The organism is Leptothoe sp. LEGE 181152, assembly GCF_032906605.1.
GTDB lineage: Bacteria > Cyanobacteriota > Cyanobacteriia > Phormidesmidales > Phormidesmidaceae > Leptothoe > Leptothoe turfae.
This window is the reverse complement of sequence record NZ_JASATU010000038.1, coordinates 64,300-82,646: the sequence shown is the minus strand read 5'-3', so window position 1 is coordinate 82,646 and position 18,347 is coordinate 64,300. Positions and strand designations below refer to the sequence as shown.

Sequence of the window (18,347 nt, the reverse complement as noted above, 5' to 3'; positions counted from 1 at the left end):
ATATATGGGCTGATTCGGCCTTGAAGTTGATCGCTCTCAAACCGAATAAACGGCTCTATTTTCAACGGGGTTTTCTCGCTCTGTCCCTTATGGAACATGCTTTATAGCTACGCTGTCACCCTTTAAGCCCTTAACTAGTGACCCATCTATATAAATTGTCGCCAGTACGTCTCTAACGCTTGCCTGTCTTCATGATTGTGAAATGTATGCTCGAGCAAAATAGAGTTAATCTCTTCTGGTGATAAGCCACCCTTGGACAAAGATTCCTGCAAATTCTGCTTCTCAATTGTCTCTTCTCGCTCTACGTTAAATTGAAGAAAATATCCCGTAACCCTCAGTTGAGCAGGGGTAAACAATTGAAATTTTGAAGCGACATAGTTTTCTACATCTATTTGATAGGTCAAATGAAAGATTACCGAGTCAAATGTATTTGACCAGTAGGCAGGATCTTCATTATCAATGTTGCGGAGATACCAAACCATGTAGGCTGGAAGGTAATAGTGAAAACCCTTCGAGTCTAGAAAACTCAGAACCGCATCAGAAAATCGAATATCATCTTCTGGAACGTCTTGCCACTGGTCTTCAGTATCCTGTGCTCTAGACTCAGCTCGCTCTGCCGGGCTACCGTAATCATCGATCACCATCGCCTCATGGAGCGTGACGCCATCTTCACGGGCAACACCATCAAATGCCTCGTTAATTTCTTTAATTAGGGCAAGCTTCTTGTTTTCATACATTATTTTCTCATCTGGGTTAGAAAAGGAAATACCCATCAGCCTTCAGCCTCTGCTTGCATCTGTTCAGCTACTGCGATCGCAGCATCAAATACTCGCATCAAATTACCACCCCAGATCTTGCGAATATCATCAGGCGTATACCCCCGAGACAATAACTCTTGGGAAATGTTAGGCATCTGAGAGACATCTGCAATATCAACTAAGCCGCCACCGCCATCAAAATCAGACCCAATGCCCACATGGTCAATACCCATCACAGCTACCATGTGGTCGAGATGGTCTATGGCATCCGCCAGGGTCGGTTTAATTTCAGGATATTGGGCATTGATCGCCCGATACTGATTTAGCAAATCATTCACCTCTGCTTCGCTCAAATCCCCTCGCAGCCAGGCAGCCTGTTGATTCGACAATGCTTCTAATGCGGCTTCTCGTCTTGGATCTTGGTCAATCTCTTTAATATAATCTCCTAGCAAACATAGCTGTACTACACCACCATTTTCCTTAATCGCCCGCAACATGGTGTCATCCATATTGCGGGGGACATCTCGCAGGGCACGGGCACTGGAATGGGAAGCAATGAGGGGTGCTTGGGTGAGACGCATGACATCCCAAAAGGTATCGTCATGCACATGGGAAATATCGATCATCATGCCCAAGCGATTCATCTCATGCACCACAGCTTCGCCAAATGGGCTTAACCCTTGCCAATCTTGCTGATCATCTGTGGAAGAATCCCCCAGCTGATTATTTTTGGAGTGGGTTAACGTAATGTAGCGAATTCCGCGATTGTAAAAAGCGTTGACTGCCTCAATATCGGTGCCTAAGGGATAGCCGTTTTCCATACCTAGAAAAATTGCCCGTTTTCCCTCCCGTTCTAGCCGATAGGCATCGTCTGGGGTAAGCGCGATCGCAACCCGATCTGGGTAATCGACCGTCAGTTGATAGGTCCAATCAATCATCTGATTCGCCAAGGTTGCTGCCTGGGCATATCCCTGGGCTGTCAGCTCTCGCTGGGGGGTAAAGATGGAGATAAACGCCCCGTCAAGTCCGCCCCTCGCCATCCGCACCAAATCCCACTGTCCACTACCAGGGGCTCCCGTCCCATGGCCCATACCTGGGTCAAATTCGGGATTCACCGACTGCCGAATGGGCCAATCAATATGGCTGTCGATGGTTAATACCGTCTGATGAATAATCTTGGAGCGAGTACTGACCAGATTAGATGAGACATCGATGGGGGATAGGTTGCTAGCATAAACAGTCTTCCATCCCAAGGCCGCCATTACCGCAAGGATAAAGGGGAGCACTCGCTTGAGAAAATCAGATGTCATGACGGTGGTAGATAGCGCTACCAGTATTTTAGTCTGACTTTATCAATGAGAGAGCACCGCGATAAAGACCGGAAAACTTGAGCTCGGCAATGCCATCAGGATTGTTCCAGGTGGCGGCAATACAGTAATGGTGGCCATCCGCATCCTGCAAAAACGTCAGAAGATACTGATCCCCCCTGGCTTCAACACTCTGATACTGACCCAGGGTAGCGGTAATACCCTGCACAACCTGTTCAATTTGGGCCAGAGAAATCTGCGACAAAAAGCTATTAGCAAACCAGCTAGCCTGAATTTCTGAAGATGTAAATAGCCGGGCCAAAGCAGTTTCAGATGAAATTGTTACTGCCAAGGCAACACCATTTGAGCCGGGCAGCATAGGCAAGGTTGTGGGCAAAAGCCAACATAAGAAACTTAGCAGCAAGACAATGAGCCAATGCATAGGGCCTTGTCGGATAGTGATGTTACCCATAGCATTTGATAATTGCTTGCATATAGAGGACAGAATCAGCATTGCTCGCCTTAGGCGAATAACCGCTAAAATGAGACCCAGAGTCTTGGCATAACTGTAGTGCAAATTAGTCTTCAAAAAGTTAGTAGTTTCCTTTTGACTACGTTGCTGACATTTAGTTTAGCGGGCTGTCGCACGGCTACCTCAACCGCTCCATCTCAGTCGACTAACACATCAGACTCAGCGGACACTACTTCTGTAGCCTCTACTCCTCAGGAAATAAACGAGACTCCCATACCTGAACCATCTGCTGAAGAGAAAGCTAAGGCGGCCCAGAATCGTCAGCTGGGACTAGAGTATCGCGGTCAGGGGCGCTACAAAGAAGCAATTGCAGCATTGCAGGAGGCTGTGACGTTAGACCCACAGAATCTTTCGGGCCAGGTGATATTGGGGTGGACCCTGCATTTAGATGGACAGGCGGAAAATGCCATCGATGTGTTGCAACGTGCATTGGACCAAGATGATAACCACGTGCCTGCTTTAAATGCATTGGGCATTGTGTACTTGGTGGATGGTCAATTAGATGCTGCCGTAGAAACCCATACCCAAGCGATCGCACTGAAGCCTGACAACGAAATTGGATACTACAACTTAAGTCTGGCTTATCATCGCCTACAGGAGTATGACCAAGCCATTGACCATGCAGAACAAGCAACGGTTTTAGAACCGGGCAACCCCCATCCTTGGGTAGCTTTAGCCCTAGCTCAATGGGACAGCCAAGCAATTGGCGCAGCCCAACAAACCTATCAGCAGGCGGTTGCTTTAGACCCCCAATATCGAGAGTCGTGGTTTTTAGATCATTTACGACAGGCTGGCTTCAGTCCAGAACAAATCCAGAAAACTGAAGCGATCCGACGGGCATCCTGATTTTTAGTAACAATATTTCATCTAGACTTTTCTCTTTCTAGAGGATCAGTTCCACACGGGCATTAGAAGATTTCAAAACCTGATTTGCATGGGCGATCGCAACCTTCCCCCTTGACGCCATCTTTTAAGCTAGATACTATTTAGGAGTTCTAATTATTAGGAATCCTAAATAAATAAAGGAGGTCGTTTATGCGACGTTTTATTGGGTTGCTTGTTTTAGCTGTCAGTTTGATTATCTTCACAGGGGTATCCCAGCCCGTTCGAGCAGTTCAGGCAACTGACAAAAACCCAGCTTTGGAGATTCAATTGGCACAGGTGCAATATCTGGACGATCTGGACCTGTTGGTGTTCGAGCAACAGGTGAATGGCATGGTAGGAGCTACATTACCTCAAGCCGCTGGTCAGTTAGATGGTGCTCCTGTCTTGGGCTATGTTTTTCCAACGACATTGGCCCCTGACGATGTGGGTTTCAATGCCACTGACGGTATTGTTGCCCTGGCCGTTACCTCACATCCTGATTTTGATGACACACCTCTATGGGATGAAAACAATGATCGTAATTTCGCGAATGACGGAGTTATCTGGCATAGCCATTGGGTTGTGCTAACACCTGATGACCGTGTATCTGGCGGTTTGTCCGTACTGGAATTTGCCCAAGAGGATGAGAGTGTTGTATTACCGCCAACTAATCCAGGGATGCCCATGTATATGGATTCTCCTGGGTTCTCGGTCATAACCGATCAGAGCACATTGCGAGTATTGGTGCCTGCACAACGGATAAACCATGTCACGGAGTTTAACTTTGACGGTGTTGCTGCCTACATGGAGGTCAACACATCCGACGCCAACCGCCCTCTGCTTGGAGTTTACGAGGTTTATAGTGTGGTTTCAGGGGATTTGAGTTTGCCCTATGTGGTTCAGGCCCGTTGAGACTGTTGTGGGGTGCATTAACACTGCACCCACAGTGTAGATCTTTTGCGATAAATCAAAGGAGGTGACTCTTGTGGCTAAATTTAAAATGACCATTGACCAAGTTCTACAGGGCGATTTTCAGATCAAGGATTTAAATCTTTTGTTAGTCTTTCAGGTCAATTGCCCTGGCTGTTTTATCCATGCCCTACCCCTGGCAGAACACCTACATCATACCTATGGTAATTGTCTCAATGTTTTAGGACTTTCAACCGCATTCGAGGACTTTGATCTAAACACCGCCGACTACACCCAATGTCTGCTGGAAACAGGTGAAGTTGTTGGGGCCACTAGACTATACTTTCAACACCATGGTCAGCGATCCTACACCGTCCCCATTACCTTTCCCGTAGCCTTTGACCAGGTAGGCGACGCGGCTGAGCTGTTTGATGACAACGATGTCGAGCATGTATGTCATCTCACACCCTCATTCCCTCCTATGGATGACGCAACCCAAGCCCGTGCCCGCGCTAGGATAAAGCAAGTTCTACAGAGACTATCCCCTACTGCATATACCTTTCATGTCAATCAGCTTCAAGGGACTCCATCTTGGATTCTATTTGATGGAGACTTCACTATCCTGGCACAATGGTTTGGACATAAAGCCGAAACAGAGGTGAGTAAAATCATTAACCATGTGTTAGAGCCTGTCGCGATCATACCACCGTACACTTAATGGATAATCCATTTGACACCATTAATGAACCCATTGGCCAACGGGTTATCACAGGGCTTTCCAAAATTGGTATAGCCCTGCGTAGTCAGTCCTGGCAAGGAGCGGAAGCTCAAGGGTTAACTCCCACCCAAGGGCAGATTTTGGCATTGCTCCAATCTAGCCCAAAAAGGGGAATTCGCCTTTCAGCCATTGCTAAAGGATTGGCTACCAGTGCAGCGACGGCCAGTGATGCGGTCTCATCCTTGGTAAAAAAGGGGTTGGTGTCTCGGGAAAAGGCAACGGATGATCGTCGAGCCATCGCCATTCGGCTGACGCCTAAAGGTCAAAAACAAGCGGAAAAAGCTGCTAGCTGGCCAGATTTCTTATTAAGTGCAGTCACAGAACTCTCTGAAGAAGAGCAAACGATTTTCTTTAGAGGGTTAACTAAAATGATTCAGAAGCTGCAGTCACAGGGAAAGATTCCTCCGTCACGGATGTGTGTGACTTGTGAATATTTTAGGGCCAATGTATATGAGGATGCTGATCGTCCTCATCACTGTATGTTAGTGGATGCGCCGTTTGGTGATCGCGATTTGCGTTTGGATTGTCCTGAGCATCAGGAGAAAGAGGCGGCTATTGTTTGACCATGGAAATATTTCATGTAACGGCTTGGAATAGCTGACCATCAAGGTGGTGAAGATAATCAAGGCCGTAATCGCCATTTTCAAGGGTCTCGATTAAAACAGGTGGAATATTTTGTTCTACTTCTTGGCAGCAAGAGGCTGCACCAAGGGCAATGGTGGCAACTGTGTCTACATCACCTGTAAATGCAATACAAGTTTTGAGAATTTCACTGAGGGAATCGTGGGCCGTGACAGCCGTTAGGGCCGCATGAACACTCATCATACCTTTGGAGCCAACCTTGCCTTGCCAGGGTGTTATCCATGGTCCAGGTACACGTTTATGAATAAACTGTGGCAATTCTGACTTGGGGCCAAGCTGGTAGATAAAGTAATGGGACATTAGACTGGCCGCAACTGCAGCGTTGATGCCATCTGGTGTGTCGTGGGTTAGGGTTGCCTGTAGTTTGCAGCGTTCAATCACAGTTTTAACAGTTGGGAAAATGCCAATGGGAACGGCTCGCATGGCGGCTCCACTTTTGTCACTATGGGGCCTAATTTTGGCAAGGAATTCATCCCCATCGTTGATTGCTTGCAAAAATCCATAAAAGCCACGGGCATAGCCTTCACGAGGGTCACGCTTAAAGGCTGAGACAAAATAATGGGCTAGATTCTCACGAGTCCAGGGTTCACCCGACACAATGGCTTCGGCAATTGCAATACTCATCTGGGCATCGTCGGTATAGTAACCTGGCTGAATCTGATGTCGTGGATGTTGCACATACCCACTGAGATCATTCTGTTCACGGATCATACTGCTGGGGGAATATTCAAACCCAGCACCATAGGCATCACCAATCGCAAGTTCTACCAACATTGGCTATGTGTAAGCCTCAGTAACGATGAAACTCAACCATAGCAAACGTGTATTGCGACTGCCTAGGTAAGGCGCTTGCGCTTAAATAATCACCCCATTAGCCCATCACTCATCCACCCATCGACAACCTCAACCTGGGTCTTTATTGTTGTGCAGTCCCCGAAGCCTGTGGACAACTCTCTCAGCGCAGTGCGCGCAGTGCATCTAAAATTGATGGTCGCACCCCTACATGCCGCACCACTAAACAATATAGCCAAACATTCCACATAGCCATGGAAAAGGCGGTGGCCATGGCGGCTCCAACAATTCCGAAAACATGAATGCCAACTAAATTCAGAATGACATTAACCAGGGCACTGATTGCCATAACAACGGCGGACTGGCTTTGATAGCCGGTCATTGTTAGGATATAGCCCACTGAACCAGATCCTACATTGACTAACTGGCCTAGGATCAAAATGGTTAATGCGCCCTTGGCAGCCACAAATTCGGGGCCAAATAACTGTAGTACAGGTCCTGCAAAACTGATGAGCCCAATCGATGTGATGAAGGCTGGATAAAACATCCATCGGGCCACAGTAGAGACTAATTGTTGCAGTCTCTCGTGATCGCCCTGGGCATAGAGGGAGGCAATCAATGGTGCTGCGATCGCATTTACAGAGATCAAAATAAACCGCACCCATAATGCGGTTTTGAGGGCTGCGCCATAAATGCCCACCTGTTTGGCATCTAAAAACACACCAATCATTAATGTGTCTGTTTGGCTGAGCACCATGTGTGAACCACCAAACAGCATCAGAGGTACAGCCGCTTTCCACCATCGGGAAATCTCATAGGCGGGTTGGGCATGACGGATTTTGGTATCCACACTTTGTTGAAATAACAACCATTGCAACCCCAGGGTTAATAATGCAGAAAGCAAGGAGAGTGCGATCGCAACTGTGCTGGTCAGCCCATACAACCTTTGCCAAACAGCTGCCATGATCATCAGCAATAGCGGCTGCATAACCAGTGACGGCGCATAGGACAATACAATTCTTTGAAACCCACGAATAATCTCTTTTTGGAGACTCACCAGGGCAACGGTCGGAATTGTCCAAATCCCAATAACAACAGGCATGGTATAAGCACCTAAATCACGATGAGCATTGAGCCACAACAAAATACCAGTGCCACACAGCGAGGTGAGAATACCAATCAACAATGTCTGTAGCCAGCTGCCCCAGATGATTCCCTTTAAATGGGACCAATCTTCCTGGGCATTGTAGGCTGAAATAAACCGCAGGACCGCCGTTGGCAAGCCAAATCCAGCAATAAAGGCCCAGAAAATACCAATGGCTGTAGCATAGTCATAAATCCCATAGGCGGCTGTGCCCATCCAGCGCGCCAGCAACACTTGAGAGCTATATAAAACCCCCGCACTGATTATCTGCACTGTTAATGCGGCCCCTGCCCCTCGCACTAGTTTGGCGAATACATTTGGTTCCTGCAAGCTGCCTCCCTGGTTAGTCACTAGGCACCATGATAGTCAGAGAAGTCTCGTCACCTGTGCCCATGGGACTGAAGCTACCGTCATTGAGCACGCCAAACTAACCTCTATAAAACAAACAGACATGCACCTGACTGGGAGCAACAGGAAACGGAAGATCCTGTTGCCAAAAGCGATTGGAATTAAGGCCAAGCTGGCAGGATGATTTTAGCTGGGAGAGGCGGTCAGATAACAATGGCTCTAGACCGATTCATCTCCTAAATCAGCAATCGTAAAATATCTTTGATTGTCAGGTTTTATTAACTTATTGCCATAGAGTAATCTTTATAACCTCTATTTTGTAAAATTGAATACATAAATAACTGCGAAGTGGAGAATAAGTATGCTCCTTCCGGCTAGCGCTCCCACATGCCCATTGGTATCCGAACCAGAAGTAGAACCTGCGCCAAGCTGGTATTCTGTTTGTCAGCTTAATTACACCCGCGATACCTGGGTTAAGCTGCTGCAACCACCTAGCTATTTTGCTTATGACAAGGCTAAGTTACTCTGCCAGGCATCAGACGACACTTGGGCTGCTTGGGTCCCTGACCACGGTGAAGTGCTATTGGATAGAAGTCATTTCTATTGCTGATAAACAAGAGTGAACCTCTAAAACCTATATTCCTGCTGACAATCAGCAACTCACAGGCTTGAGTAGCAGAAGCTTGGCAACTGCAAGAAATGCTTTTGCGGTAATGACCAGGGTAGACGGAGTCCATCCAACGGCATGTCATTTGGTAACAACCCAAGAAACTAAAGAGAAAGTGTTGGAGGAAACAGTATAACCACACCAATTGTTTCTGTACGTAATCTAGTGGCTGATAAAATACCTGCTGCTAAGGGACAGGGAAGGGGGCATGGGGTTACTAATCTAAAGGCACCTATGCCCCATCAGCGCTCTTTCAACCTTTAACGCTCATTTGCTTTAGGATCCGGCCCAAACTTGTTAGACCCTGCGGTCCCATCCGTTACAGCAAAGACCAAATTTACAATTGGACACAGAATCCACCACCCACTGCGATCAACATCGTGCATACGACGAATACCGACAGCAATAGATGGAATCAGAACAGCTAAATTATAAATAAAGCTGAGGATACTTTGATCCGTATTACTGAATGCTCCCAAAAAGCCTTCTATGAAGCCTAAACATAAGGCAGCGAGAAAATTGAATAGGACAAACATCCAGTATTCTTTTCGGCGCGCACGTCCTTCAAATACTGCATAGTTCTTTAAAACCTTGATATACCATTCCATAAATGTTTACTCTCTACGTATCTTTCAGTGTCTTAGACCTTGGTTAGACCTTTAATTTGGTCTAATTTTGCCCTAGAGCGTACCCAGCCACTAACCAGTAACATAATTCTTGATTTATGGCTCAACGATACTAGTTAGGATTTATTTCGCATCTGATTAACGTTTATCCTCAATCTACAAAACCGTAGCTTAGGAATAGGCCACCATGAAACACGCATCTGCAGAAACCATAGCTTTCCTCAACGCGCTACTAGAACAAATTCGTTCTTGACCTGGTCTCAAAGAGAAAAAGCTCGGTATTTTCTATCGAAAGTCTAGGGCATTTCTCCACTTCCATTCAGAATCATGCACAGACCTTCCATGGAACGTCTGCCAAGCCCTTATACTGCTTCATTCTGCACACCAAACTTCTCAAAACCACTCTTGAGAACCAATTTTGTATCCATCGAGCCTACCTCAATATCCTCTTTCAAGAGTGCAACCAGACAACGCTGACGTAACACACGTTGAATCTTCAGATGTTTACCAGGCTTAACTTTAGTTTGGGTATAAATTAAACAAATCTCTTCCGAGAATGTTTCTACGCCTTCAATATGAGTTGGCTCTAGGACATCGTCCTCGTCCTGACACAATTCTATTCCCACACGCTCAATAATTTCAAAGGCCTTTTCCGGATCTACCTCGTAGGTGATAGACACCTCTACCGCTGCATTAATCGGATGTTTAGAGTAATTAATAATCGATCCAATATCGCCATTTCTCAGAATCTGAACCTGGCCATCGGGATGCAGAATGCGTGTCGTTCGTAGCTCAATCGATTGAACAGTCCCCTGGGCTTCGGCAGTTTCAATAAAATCACCCACTAAGTAATAGTCTTCAAACAGAATAAAGAAACCGCTGACCACATCCTTCACCAGGTTTTGCGCCCCTAAACCAACGGTTAGACCCACAATCCCGGCACCTGCTAAGATTGGCCCTGGATCAATATTGAGAGCTTTTAACAAAAATAAAGCCGTGCCAAAGTAAATAATATATCTAAGTGAACTTACAATGAGTGGGGTGATGGTCACCCGTCGCTGATAAATTGCAGTCGATGTTTCCTCAGTGGATAGCAATAATTCTGAGACAAGTAATTGTGCGATATTGGCAGCTAATCGCCCTAAAAAAACTAAGACAATGACCTTCACAGCCATTGCGCCATAGCCTGCTAAGTTAGCAATTAAGTCAATTTGCCTGACTACTAATATACCTACATAGAGCCAGACAACATATTCCAAACAGCGCTTTAAAAAAGGAACAAGATGTTGTAAACGATCGTAAAACCGCAACAGATTACTAGGGCTAGAATACTTTTTACTCAAAGCATCCAAGCTATCAACAACAACACTTACGGATCTAAAAACGATAACGCCAATGGAAATAATCAAATAGATTCGCCAGGTTGCATAGAGATAAGGAGATATCTCTTCGGGTAGATGCAAAAAACGAGCACACCATATCAAGGCCAAAAGCCACATGCCCACACGTAATACGGTACTTAAGGCCTTAAACAAATGTTCAATACTCTCATCATTCGCCGTGATTTGCTCTATCTGCTTAACGTGGCGACTAATCTGAGCTAACCTGTGCTTGAGGGGACGCTGCAAAATACCGACCAGGACCAGCAAACATATACTTTTGGCAACACCTGCTGCTATGCCCAGCCAAACTTCCTGAGGTGTGTTTTGAATCAAAGACAGGGTATACGTATCTGGCTTTTCACCCTGTAGTAGTATCCACCCGTTGAATCCTGCTACTAATAGAACGAGCAAGCAGCCTGAAATCAGAACGATGCCAAATACGTTTTGTCGTAGCGTTTGCAAGCCTGCATCATCCATCTGTAGTGGAGATGCTTGTAAAACCCAACGAGAACCCCAATTAAAAGAAATATATAAAAAACCACAAAGAATAATAATTAAGGCTAGCTCAATGGAAAATAGCACTAACGCAGCCATAATTTAGCGGCCTCTCAAACAGGCAAGTAAACGTACAGATAGGGCGTTTGCCCCATGTTCTAGACATCTTAGGGCATTGCTATACGCACCATACAAAACTTGCTGATTAAGTGGCAATTAGGGGCTGCTATTTAATTGAGAATTCAGAATGGCTGGTAGGGGCGCACTGTCGTGCGCCCTTCAGATACAGGCAAATGCTATAGGCCAATGCACCATATCCTGCGTAGGGGCGCATTGCAATGCGCCCCTACGTAACAGATTCTAGAAAAGACTATGGTTACTGAGGAAGCAAAATTACCGCATCAACAACGTGAATAATGCCATTGCTGGCTTCAATGTCAGCTGAAACCACGTTAGAGTCATTTACGGTCACTCCAGAACCCACAGAGATATCTAAAGGAATTCCAGCAACAGAATCAACGCTACCCGATGCCAGATCGGTAGACCGCACACTGCCGGGCACCACATGGTACGTCAAAATGGTTGCCAATAGCTCTCTGTTTTCGGGTTGATAGAGACTCTCAATTGTGCCTTCAGGCAAACGGCCAAACGCATCATCAGTAGGGGCAAACACTGTAAACTCTGTTTCACCATTGAGCACACCTACTAGCTTGGCGTGTTTTAGCAACGCAGTCAAAACATCAAAGGAATCATTGGTGGATGCAATACTAACAATAGTGTTTCCAGTGTGTCCATCTTTGGACTGAGCAGAGGCTGTCTCTTTAGCCTGCACTGGAGACATCGCAAATGTAGCAGCCAATAGGCTGGTGAGTACCATTACCTTCTTCATGAATTAATACCTTCCTAACAGGTGTTCATTAGAGGTACGACACCTAACCAAAATTGGATCACTTTTATTTATAAATCAAAAACTAGGTCTCCATTTCATGAGAAACCAGGTTCAAACGCCAATGAAATCGCTATAAGGGAAATAGGCAAATTTAAGCCCCTTACTTCATCACTGAACTTTTTGAGTGCCATAGCTCTATGTCATCCCGACACACCACCATAAATCAGTTGCATCTTCAGCCTAAAGGATCAATAATTTGTCTAGACGTCTACATGAATTTAACGATCAGTTAAAAATTGGTTAAGTTATGGTAAAGACAGCGCTACAACCATCTAGAGCCGTCTGGATGTCAGTCCTAGCTAAAGCGCCCTTGATGCTTTTAGAAGAGTGCGTTGCGACACTTGACGATGTGCCTGGGTATGGATTTTTGCGATCGCCCGAAGTTGGTTTGACCATGGTGCGAGGTCGAGCCGAGGGGACTGGGCAACCCTTTAACCTGGGTGAAATGACGCTGACTCGTTGTGTAGTACAGCTGGATGAGCTGACTGGCTTTGGGTATGTAGCGGGTCGTTCCAAACGCCATGCAGAGCTAGCAGCTGTGTGTGATGGGCTGCTACAGCACCCTGGTTGGCATGATCGGGTGCAGGCCCAGGTGATTATCCCTTTGCAAGCGGCAGCCCAGGAAAAACGAGAGCGGGAAGCGGCTGAAGTTGAATCCACCCGTGTCAACTTTTTCACAATGCTGCGGGGGGAAAGCTAATGATGATTACTCAGCTAACCGGATTTACAGATACAGTTTACGACGCCCAGAAAACCTTCCGAGCGTTGTTAGATGCCTTGGCAAGACCCGGTATTCTGCAAACAACTGTTTCCCTGACCACACCTAATGGTCTTGAGCTAAGTTGCGCCGCTGCCTGCCTCACCCTGTTTGATTTAGAAACTGTAGTGTGGCTACAGTCAGGATTTACCGAAGATGTGCGTCAGTGGCTAGTGTTTCATACGGGCTGTCGCTTTACCGACAATCCCCAGGCTGCTGATTTTGCCTTGATTAAGGAAATCGCCACCGCCCCTAAGCTTGCTGAATTCTCCTGGGGCAATGCTGAATATCCAGAAGCGTCTACTTCGTTATTGATCCAACTGCCTGAGTTAACGGGGGGATTACCCATGAAACTCAAAGGGCCAGGGATTTTGGATGAAATTGCGGTGAGTCTGCCTCTGAATTCTGATTTTTGGCAACAGTGGCAAATGATGACGGCAGATTATCCCTTGGGTTTAGACTGCTGGTGTTTTGTCGACGATCAAGTGCTGGGGCTGCCTCGCACAGCTCAACCCATCATAGAATCTCAAGGGGGCATATGACGCTAACAATTCGTCCTGGCAGCCGCGAAGATTTACCTCAAGTTGTGGATATCTATAATCATTCGGGGCTGGAGCATGACGCTGTTTTGACCTTAGCTGATGCCGAGAAATGGTTTTCACGGGTTCAAAAGTATCCAAATTACACGCTGTGGGTTGCCTGTTTCTCTGAGAAAGTTGTTGGCACGTTTGCCTTGCTGATTATGGATAATCTGGTTCACCATGGCAGCCCATCTGGCATTGTCGAAGCTGTGGGGGTGGCTCCTGATTTGCAAGGCCAGGGGATTGGTCGGCGGATGATGAACATTGCGATCGCACGGTGCCGTTCTGCCGGATGCTACAAACTCACCATTTCCACTAACCTTCGCAGAACAGCTGCCCACGCCTTCTACGAATCCTTAGGATTCACCCAACACGGATACAGTTACCGAGTCGAACTTAGTTAACGAAATCTTCAGGAGAAAATCCATGCCCTATGTTGCGGTCAAAGGTGGAGAACAAGCCATTCGCAATGCCGAAGCCTTACTCAAGGCAAAGCGGCGAGGCGATGAGACTGTGCCGGAGCTTTCCGTGGAGCAGATCAAGCAACAGATGCAGCTGGCGGTAAACCGAGTAATGGCCGAAGGCAGTTTGTATGATCCGGACCTGGCAGCATTGGCCATAAAACAAGCTTGGGGAGATTTGGTCGAAGCGGCTTTTTTGCTGCGGGCATATCGAACAACCTTGCCTCGACTGTATTACAGTGAACCGCTGGATACGAGTGCCATGGCGATTCAGCGGCGCATTTCGGCCATCTTTAAGGAGGCCCCGGGTGGGCAGAAGCTAGGCCCCACATTTGACTACATTCATCGACTGTTGGACTTTAAGCTGGCGGCTGAGGATAATACATTTTCTGCACCCACCAGTGAACAGGTTGATGTTGAAGAAACGACGCCTCGGGTGGCTCATACGTTGGAGCAGGAGGGATTGGTGATGCCTCCTGGCAATGGAACGGTGGGGCATGGGTATGATCAACAGCAAGACACTGCACCGTTTGACATTACGCGACAATCACTCACCACACCCACCCATCGCGATGCTCGTTTACAGAACTTAGCCCGTGGTGATGAAGGCTTTTTGTTGTCTATGGCCTATTCCACCCAGCGGGGGTATGGCAAAAATCATCCCTTTGCTGGTGAGATTCGCATGGGTGAGGTGGAAATGATCATATGTCCTGAGGAACTAGGATTTGAAATTGCCATTGCCGATATTACGGTCACCGAAGTGCAAATGGTGAATCAGTTTAAGGGCAGTAAAGAAATTCCGCCACAGTTTACCCAAGGGTACGGCCTGACGTTTGGCTACAACGAACGCAAGACCATGGCCATGGCTCTTGTGGATCGAGCGCTTCAGGCTCAGGATTTAGGAGAATCTCTGGATGGTCCAGCCCAGGATGAAGAGTTTGTTCTCTTTCATTCTGACAATATTGAAGCCCAGGGCTTTGTGCAGCACCTTAAGCTGCCCCATTACATCGATTTTCAGGCAGAACTAAATCTGATTCGTAAGCTACGCCGTGATTATGAACGGACCCAGGAGATAACAAACCCACCATCGACTCAGGCTGAGAGTCATCCGCTTGTTTCCCAGGAGGCAAAAACAGCATGATTAAAGGGCTAAACCCTACCATCTTTCTTTCCAGGGCAGGTACAAGACCAGCCCCTACGGCACATATCCCTTTTCTCTTTGCTAAACCATGAATTCCCCTGCCTCGCCTGTTCTCCCTGTCTCCCCTGCTCCTTCTAACCCTGAACCAGGGTTTAACTTTGCTTATCTGGATGAACAAACTAAACGATCTATCCGCCGGGCTATTCTTAAGGCCGTGGCGATTCCTGGACATCAGATTCCCTTTAGCTCGCGGGAAATGCCAATGTCATATGGCTGGGGGACTGGTGGCATTCAGGTGACGGCCTCGGTGATTGGTAAAGAAGATACCTTGAAGGTGATTGACCAAGGGGCTGACGACACCACTAATGCCGTGAATATCCGACGTTTTTTTAAGAAGGTGTGTGGTGTGGCGACGACCGAACGCACAGAGGAAGCGACTCTGATTCAGACCCGTCACCGGATTCCTGAAACACCTCTCAAAGAAGGGCAGGTGTTTGTGTATCAGGTGCCCATGCCTGAGCCGCTGTACTTTATTGAGCCGTCTCGGACTGAAGCCAACAAAATGCATGCGTTAGAAGAATATGGCCCCATGTACGTCAAACTCTATGAGGACATTACCAAGTTTGGGCGGATTTCTTTGGCCTATGACTATCCGGTCATGGTAAATGGGCGGCATCTGATGAACCCCAGTCCAATTCCCCGGTTTGATAATCCGAAAATGGATATGAACCCGGCGTTGCAACTATTTGGGGCGGGACGAGAGAAACGAATTTACGCCATACCGCCCTACACCCAAGTGAAAAGCCTGGATTTTGAAGATCATCCGTTTTCGGTGGAGAACTGGGGGCAGCCCTGTGAGTTTTGTGGGGCCACTGACAGCTATCTGGATGAGGTGGTCATTGATGACCAGGGGGGACGCATGTGGATTTGTTCAGATACGGACTATTGCGAGCAGCGTCAGCGATCGCAATCGGGTAGTGCACAAAAACTAGGGCAATAGGAGAAAGACATGATGCAGCCGCTACTGACGGTTAATAATTTAAGTAAGTATTATGGCGATCTGTGTGCCTGCGATCGCATCTCCTTCAACCTTTACCCAGGTCAAGTTTTGGGCATCATCGGCGAGTCTGGCTCCGGCAAAAGTACCCTGCTGGATAGCATTGCCGGTCGTATCCCCTTTGAAACAGGAGAGATGTCCTATTGTGACCGAGACAACAACTTTATCGACCTGCGTACGCTACCTGAACCCCGTCGTCGTCGGTTGATGAAAACCGAGTGGGGTTTTGTCCGCCAGAACCCCCGTGACGGATTGCGCATGAACGTTACCGCTGGGGCCAATATTGGCGAACGGCTGCTCGACGTTGGCCAGCGACACTATGGCAATATTCGTACCGAAGCCCTCCAATGGTTAAGTGAAGTTGAAATTCCGGCTGCCCGTCTTGATAACTTTCCCCGTACTTTTTCCGGCGGCATGCAACAGCGTCTGCAGTTGGCCCGCATTCTGGTCACACGCCCCCGCATTGTGCTGATGGATGAGCCCACAGGTGGTCTCGATGTCTCTGTCCAGGCCAGACTGTTAGACCTGATGCGATCGCTGGTACGCACCCTTAACCTCAGCGTCATCCTGGTCACCCATGATATCGGCGTCGTGCGACTGCTGGCCCATCGACTGATGGTGATGCAAAACGGTCAGGTTGTCGAAGCCGGACTCACCGACCAAGTGTTGGATGATCCCCATCATCCTTATACGCAACAGCTTGTGAATGCCACGTTAGTGCCTTAATGAAGACTCACTACAACACAATTGTCCCCCCATGAACACATTACAACTCCCATCTCCAGCAACCGCCCCAACCAATACAACAGCCCTGCTGCAAGCAGACCGGCTCCATAAAAGCTTTGTGCTTCATCATCAGGGCAGTGTCAATCTGCCCGTGCTCGAAGGGGTTTCCCTCACCGTTAACCCCGGTGAATGTGTTGCCCTCCAGGGAGCCTCAGGTTCAGGGAAATCAACCTTTATGCGCTCTCTATACGCCAACTACCGTGTGGATAGCGGCTCTATCTGGGTCAAACACCAGGGGGAGTGGGTTGATCTGCCCCAACTCGAAGCCCATAAATTAATTGAAGTACGCCAATATACCCTCGGCTATGTCAGCCAGTTTCTGCGGGTGATTCCTCGGGTGCCAGCGGTAGACGTCGCTGCGGAACCCTTGATGGAACTAGGTTTAGATACAGATAAGGCTAAAGATAAGGTACGAGACTTATTTTCTCGGCTAAACTTGCCAGAGCGACTATGGGAACTGTCACCCACCACATTCTCTGGGGGTGAAAAACAGCGGGTCAATATCGCTCGTGCGTTCTCCATGGACTACCCTATTTTGCTTTTGGATGAACCCACATCAGCGCTAGATGCGGCCAATCGAGACGTCGTGATGCGGTTAATCGAAGAACGTAAAGCCCAGGGCTGTGCCATGGTGGGAATTTTCCATGATGACGAAGTCAGGGAAAGGGTTTGCGATCGCACCCTCCTCTTTGGCTAACCCTCGCTTGCTTGGTCAGTCAAAATAGCCACCAAGATACTCATTAGAGGGTCTACATCAGCGGGTACTCGATATAGCTCTAAATCTTGAGAAATTTTTCTTTGCTGTCGATCAAGCACAGCAAACTGCCAGATACGCCCAATCGAAACTGCACCATAAAGGAGATTCCCCGACGATGAGTCCGTGACTTTATCCAATGCAATGAGTTCAGCCGCCAGCTGTTTAAATCCGCGTTCCAGATTTTCATCTTTGGCCTCGATAATCAGCAAACTATGGCCAGACTGAAGATAATAATCTAAAAGGCCCTTCAACTGATCCGTCGCCTTAAGAGAATAGCTAACCTTAACCTTGACATGGATTAAATGCACTAACTCTAAAACCAGAGGCGCAATCAAAAATTCTCGGCGCGCCGATTCACTATCTAATGTGACGAACGGCAAACTCTCCTCCAAACGCTGCCTAAGTCGATCGATAGTGTCTACTGGTTTTTTTGACTGAGGCAAAACCAGCGACGTCAGCTCTAAGCTATACCCAAAGTGGGTCACGATATCTTCCAGATAATAATTCAGCTTGAAATAGTCAGAAAAATAACAGGACTCTGGAAGTTCAATGATCTGAGCCATTTTTTGTCTCCTAACCCTAAAGATAACGTTAACTTAACCTTGGTTAGATAT

General features: G+C 47.4%; 21 protein-coding genes. 12 read left to right on the top strand and 9 right to left on the bottom strand.

Features of this window, described 5'->3' with window-relative positions; translation table 11 throughout:
- Nucleotides 1–146: 146 nt before the first annotated feature.
- The 3 genes from QGP82_RS21010 to QGP82_RS21000 are packed head-to-tail and all read right to left on the bottom strand — an operon-like array spanning nt 147 to nt 2,444.
- Entirely contained in the window at nt 147–773 is a 627-nt protein-coding gene (locus QGP82_RS21010; protein WP_499060881.1) for a DUF6714 family protein, read from the bottom strand.
- Nucleotides 773–2,068, bottom strand: a complete 1,296-nt coding sequence (locus QGP82_RS21005) for a dipeptidase (protein WP_499060880.1) — start codon at nt 2,066–2,068, stop codon at nt 773–775. Before QGP82_RS21005 ends, QGP82_RS21010 begins: the two co-directional genes overlap by 1 nt.
- Nucleotides 2,069–2,096: 28 nt before the next feature.
- Nucleotides 2,097–2,444 carry a hypothetical protein gene (locus QGP82_RS21000; protein WP_499060879.1) on the bottom strand — a complete coding sequence of 116 codons (348 nt, stop codon included), beginning with the start codon at nt 2,442–2,444 and terminating at the stop codon, nt 2,097–2,099.
- 228 nt (nt 2,445–2,672) lie between these two features.
- Here QGP82_RS21000 and QGP82_RS20995 point away from each other — a divergent pair, with 228 nt between their 5' ends.
- The 4 genes from QGP82_RS20995 to QGP82_RS20980 all read left to right on the top strand — a co-directional run bounded on the left by QGP82_RS20995 (nt 2,673) and on the right by QGP82_RS20980 (nt 5,711).
- Nucleotides 2,673–3,443, top strand: coding sequence for a tetratricopeptide repeat protein (locus tag QGP82_RS20995; protein WP_499060878.1), 771 nt, complete (start codon nt 2,673–2,675; stop codon nt 3,441–3,443).
- A gap of 189 nt (nt 3,444–3,632) precedes the next feature.
- Nucleotides 3,633–4,373 carry a hypothetical protein gene (locus tag QGP82_RS20990; RefSeq protein WP_163670041.1) on the top strand — a complete coding sequence of 247 codons (741 nt, stop codon included), beginning with the start codon at nt 3,633–3,635 and terminating at the stop codon, nt 4,371–4,373.
- 73 nt (nt 4,374–4,446) lie between these two features.
- The gene (locus QGP82_RS20985; protein WP_499060877.1) at nt 4,447–5,088 is read left to right on the top strand and encodes a hypothetical protein; all 642 of its coding nucleotides are present in this window, start codon (nt 4,447–4,449) and stop codon (nt 5,086–5,088) included.
- Nucleotides 5,088–5,711, top strand: coding sequence for a MarR family winged helix-turn-helix transcriptional regulator (locus QGP82_RS20980; protein ID WP_499060876.1), 624 nt, complete (start codon nt 5,088–5,090; stop codon nt 5,709–5,711). Before QGP82_RS20985 ends, QGP82_RS20980 begins: the two co-directional genes overlap by 1 nt.
- A gap of 13 nt (nt 5,712–5,724) precedes the next feature.
- Here the strand turns inward: QGP82_RS20980 and QGP82_RS20975 are convergent, their stop codons facing one another.
- Nucleotides 5,725–6,564, bottom strand: coding sequence for an ADP-ribosylglycohydrolase family protein (locus QGP82_RS20975; protein WP_499060874.1), 840 nt, complete (start codon nt 6,562–6,564; stop codon nt 5,725–5,727).
- 181 nt (nt 6,565–6,745) lie between these two features.
- Complete coding sequence (locus QGP82_RS20970; protein WP_499060873.1) at nt 6,746–8,056, bottom strand: flippase; 1,311 nt, start codon at nt 8,054–8,056, stop codon at nt 6,746–6,748.
- Nucleotides 8,057–8,435: 379 nt separating this feature from the next.
- Between QGP82_RS20970 and QGP82_RS20965 the strand changes: the two genes are divergently transcribed.
- Nucleotides 8,436–8,684, top strand: coding sequence for a hypothetical protein (locus QGP82_RS20965; RefSeq protein ID WP_499060872.1), 249 nt, complete (start codon nt 8,436–8,438; stop codon nt 8,682–8,684).
- 317 nt (nt 8,685–9,001) lie between these two features.
- Here QGP82_RS20965 and QGP82_RS20960 read toward each other — a convergent pair whose 3' ends face one another.
- The 3 genes from QGP82_RS20960 to QGP82_RS20950 form a co-directional block, all read right to left on the bottom strand.
- Nucleotides 9,002–9,349 (bottom strand): DUF805 domain-containing protein, encoded by a 348-nt coding sequence (locus QGP82_RS20960; RefSeq protein ID WP_163670052.1) that lies wholly within the window; start codon nt 9,347–9,349, stop codon nt 9,002–9,004.
- Between the two features lie 380 nt (nt 9,350–9,729).
- Complete coding sequence (locus QGP82_RS20955) at nt 9,730–11,343, bottom strand: mechanosensitive ion channel family protein (protein ID WP_499060871.1); 1,614 nt, start codon at nt 11,341–11,343, stop codon at nt 9,730–9,732.
- Between the two features lie 277 nt (nt 11,344–11,620).
- A complete protein-coding gene (locus QGP82_RS20950; RefSeq protein WP_499060869.1) occupies nt 11,621–12,133 on the bottom strand; it encodes a fasciclin domain-containing protein in 513 nt (170 codons plus the stop codon).
- 307 nt (nt 12,134–12,440) lie between these two features.
- Between QGP82_RS20950 and phnG the strand changes: the two genes are divergently transcribed.
- From phnG to phnL, 7 genes are all read left to right on the top strand, one after another.
- Nucleotides 12,441–12,893: a phosphonate C-P lyase system protein PhnG gene (phnG, locus tag QGP82_RS20945; protein ID WP_163698036.1), complete on the top strand. Its 453-nt coding sequence runs from the start codon at nt 12,441–12,443 to the stop codon at nt 12,891–12,893.
- A complete protein-coding gene (gene phnH, locus QGP82_RS20940; protein WP_499060868.1) occupies nt 12,893–13,492 on the top strand; it encodes a phosphonate C-P lyase system protein PhnH in 600 nt (199 codons plus the stop codon). The genes phnG and phnH overlap by 1 nt, the downstream gene beginning before the upstream one ends.
- Nucleotides 13,489–13,935: a GNAT family N-acetyltransferase gene (locus QGP82_RS20935; RefSeq protein ID WP_499060867.1), complete on the top strand. Its 447-nt coding sequence runs from the start codon at nt 13,489–13,491 to the stop codon at nt 13,933–13,935. Before phnH ends, QGP82_RS20935 begins: the two co-directional genes overlap by 4 nt.
- A 22-nt stretch (nt 13,936–13,957) precedes the next feature.
- Complete coding sequence (locus QGP82_RS20930; RefSeq protein ID WP_499060866.1) at nt 13,958–15,133, top strand: carbon-phosphorus lyase complex subunit; 1,176 nt, start codon at nt 13,958–13,960, stop codon at nt 15,131–15,133.
- 88 nt (nt 15,134–15,221) lie between these two features.
- The gene (locus QGP82_RS20925) at nt 15,222–16,133 is read left to right on the top strand and encodes an alpha-D-ribose 1-methylphosphonate 5-phosphate C-P-lyase PhnJ (RefSeq protein ID WP_499060865.1); all 912 of its coding nucleotides are present in this window, start codon (nt 15,222–15,224) and stop codon (nt 16,131–16,133) included.
- A gap of 12 nt (nt 16,134–16,145) precedes the next feature.
- Nucleotides 16,146–16,916, top strand: a complete 771-nt coding sequence (gene phnK / locus QGP82_RS20920) for a phosphonate C-P lyase system protein PhnK (RefSeq protein ID WP_163671831.1) — start codon at nt 16,146–16,148, stop codon at nt 16,914–16,916.
- Between the two features lie 31 nt (nt 16,917–16,947).
- Complete coding sequence (gene phnL, locus QGP82_RS20915; protein WP_499060864.1) at nt 16,948–17,673, top strand: phosphonate C-P lyase system protein PhnL; 726 nt, start codon at nt 16,948–16,950, stop codon at nt 17,671–17,673.
- Here the strand turns inward: phnL and QGP82_RS20910 are convergent.
- Nucleotides 17,670–18,296, bottom strand: coding sequence for a hypothetical protein (locus tag QGP82_RS20910; RefSeq protein WP_499060863.1), 627 nt, complete (start codon nt 18,294–18,296; stop codon nt 17,670–17,672). The genes phnL and QGP82_RS20910 overlap by 4 nt on opposite strands.
- Nucleotides 18,297–18,347: the final 51 nt, after the last annotated feature.

What these genes read in the sequence shown, in the direction of transcription:
- QGP82_RS21010 (WP_499060881.1), bottom strand. Translation starts at nt 773, where the DNA reads ATGGGTATTTCCTTTTCTAACCCAGATGAGAAAATAATGTATGAAAAC.
- QGP82_RS21005 (WP_499060880.1), bottom strand. Translation starts at nt 2,068, where the DNA reads ATGACATCTGATTTTCTCAAGCGAGTGCTCCCCTTTATCCTTGCGGTA.
- QGP82_RS21000 (WP_499060879.1), bottom strand. Translation starts at nt 2,444, where the DNA reads ATGCTGCCCGGCTCAAATGGTGTTGCCTTGGCAGTAACAATTTCATCT.
- QGP82_RS20990 (WP_163670041.1), top strand. Translation starts at nt 3,633, where the DNA reads ATGCGACGTTTTATTGGGTTGCTTGTTTTAGCTGTCAGTTTGATTATC.
- QGP82_RS20980 (WP_499060876.1), top strand. Translation starts at nt 5,088, where the DNA reads ATGGATAATCCATTTGACACCATTAATGAACCCATTGGCCAACGGGTT.
- QGP82_RS20975 (WP_499060874.1), bottom strand. Translation starts at nt 6,564, where the DNA reads ATGTTGGTAGAACTTGCGATTGGTGATGCCTATGGTGCTGGGTTTGAA.
- QGP82_RS20965 (WP_499060872.1), top strand. Translation starts at nt 8,436, where the DNA reads ATGCTCCTTCCGGCTAGCGCTCCCACATGCCCATTGGTATCCGAACCA.
- QGP82_RS20960 (WP_163670052.1), bottom strand. Translation starts at nt 9,349, where the DNA reads ATGGAATGGTATATCAAGGTTTTAAAGAACTATGCAGTATTTGAAGGA.
- QGP82_RS20955 (WP_499060871.1), bottom strand. Translation starts at nt 11,343, where the DNA reads ATGGCTGCGTTAGTGCTATTTTCCATTGAGCTAGCCTTAATTATTATT.
- QGP82_RS20950 (WP_499060869.1), bottom strand. Translation starts at nt 12,133, where the DNA reads ATGAAGAAGGTAATGGTACTCACCAGCCTATTGGCTGCTACATTTGCG.
- phnG (WP_163698036.1), top strand. Translation starts at nt 12,441, where the DNA reads ATGGTAAAGACAGCGCTACAACCATCTAGAGCCGTCTGGATGTCAGTC.
- phnH (WP_499060868.1), top strand. Translation starts at nt 12,893, where the DNA reads ATGATGATTACTCAGCTAACCGGATTTACAGATACAGTTTACGACGCC.
- QGP82_RS20935 (WP_499060867.1), top strand. Translation starts at nt 13,489, where the DNA reads ATGACGCTAACAATTCGTCCTGGCAGCCGCGAAGATTTACCTCAAGTT.
- QGP82_RS20930 (WP_499060866.1), top strand. Translation starts at nt 13,958, where the DNA reads ATGCCCTATGTTGCGGTCAAAGGTGGAGAACAAGCCATTCGCAATGCC.
- QGP82_RS20925 (WP_499060865.1), top strand. Translation starts at nt 15,222, where the DNA reads ATGAATTCCCCTGCCTCGCCTGTTCTCCCTGTCTCCCCTGCTCCTTCT.
- phnK (WP_163671831.1), top strand. Translation starts at nt 16,146, where the DNA reads ATGCAGCCGCTACTGACGGTTAATAATTTAAGTAAGTATTATGGCGAT.
- phnL (WP_499060864.1), top strand. Translation starts at nt 16,948, where the DNA reads ATGAACACATTACAACTCCCATCTCCAGCAACCGCCCCAACCAATACA.
- QGP82_RS20910 (WP_499060863.1), bottom strand. Translation starts at nt 18,296, where the DNA reads ATGGCTCAGATCATTGAACTTCCAGAGTCCTGTTATTTTTCTGACTAT.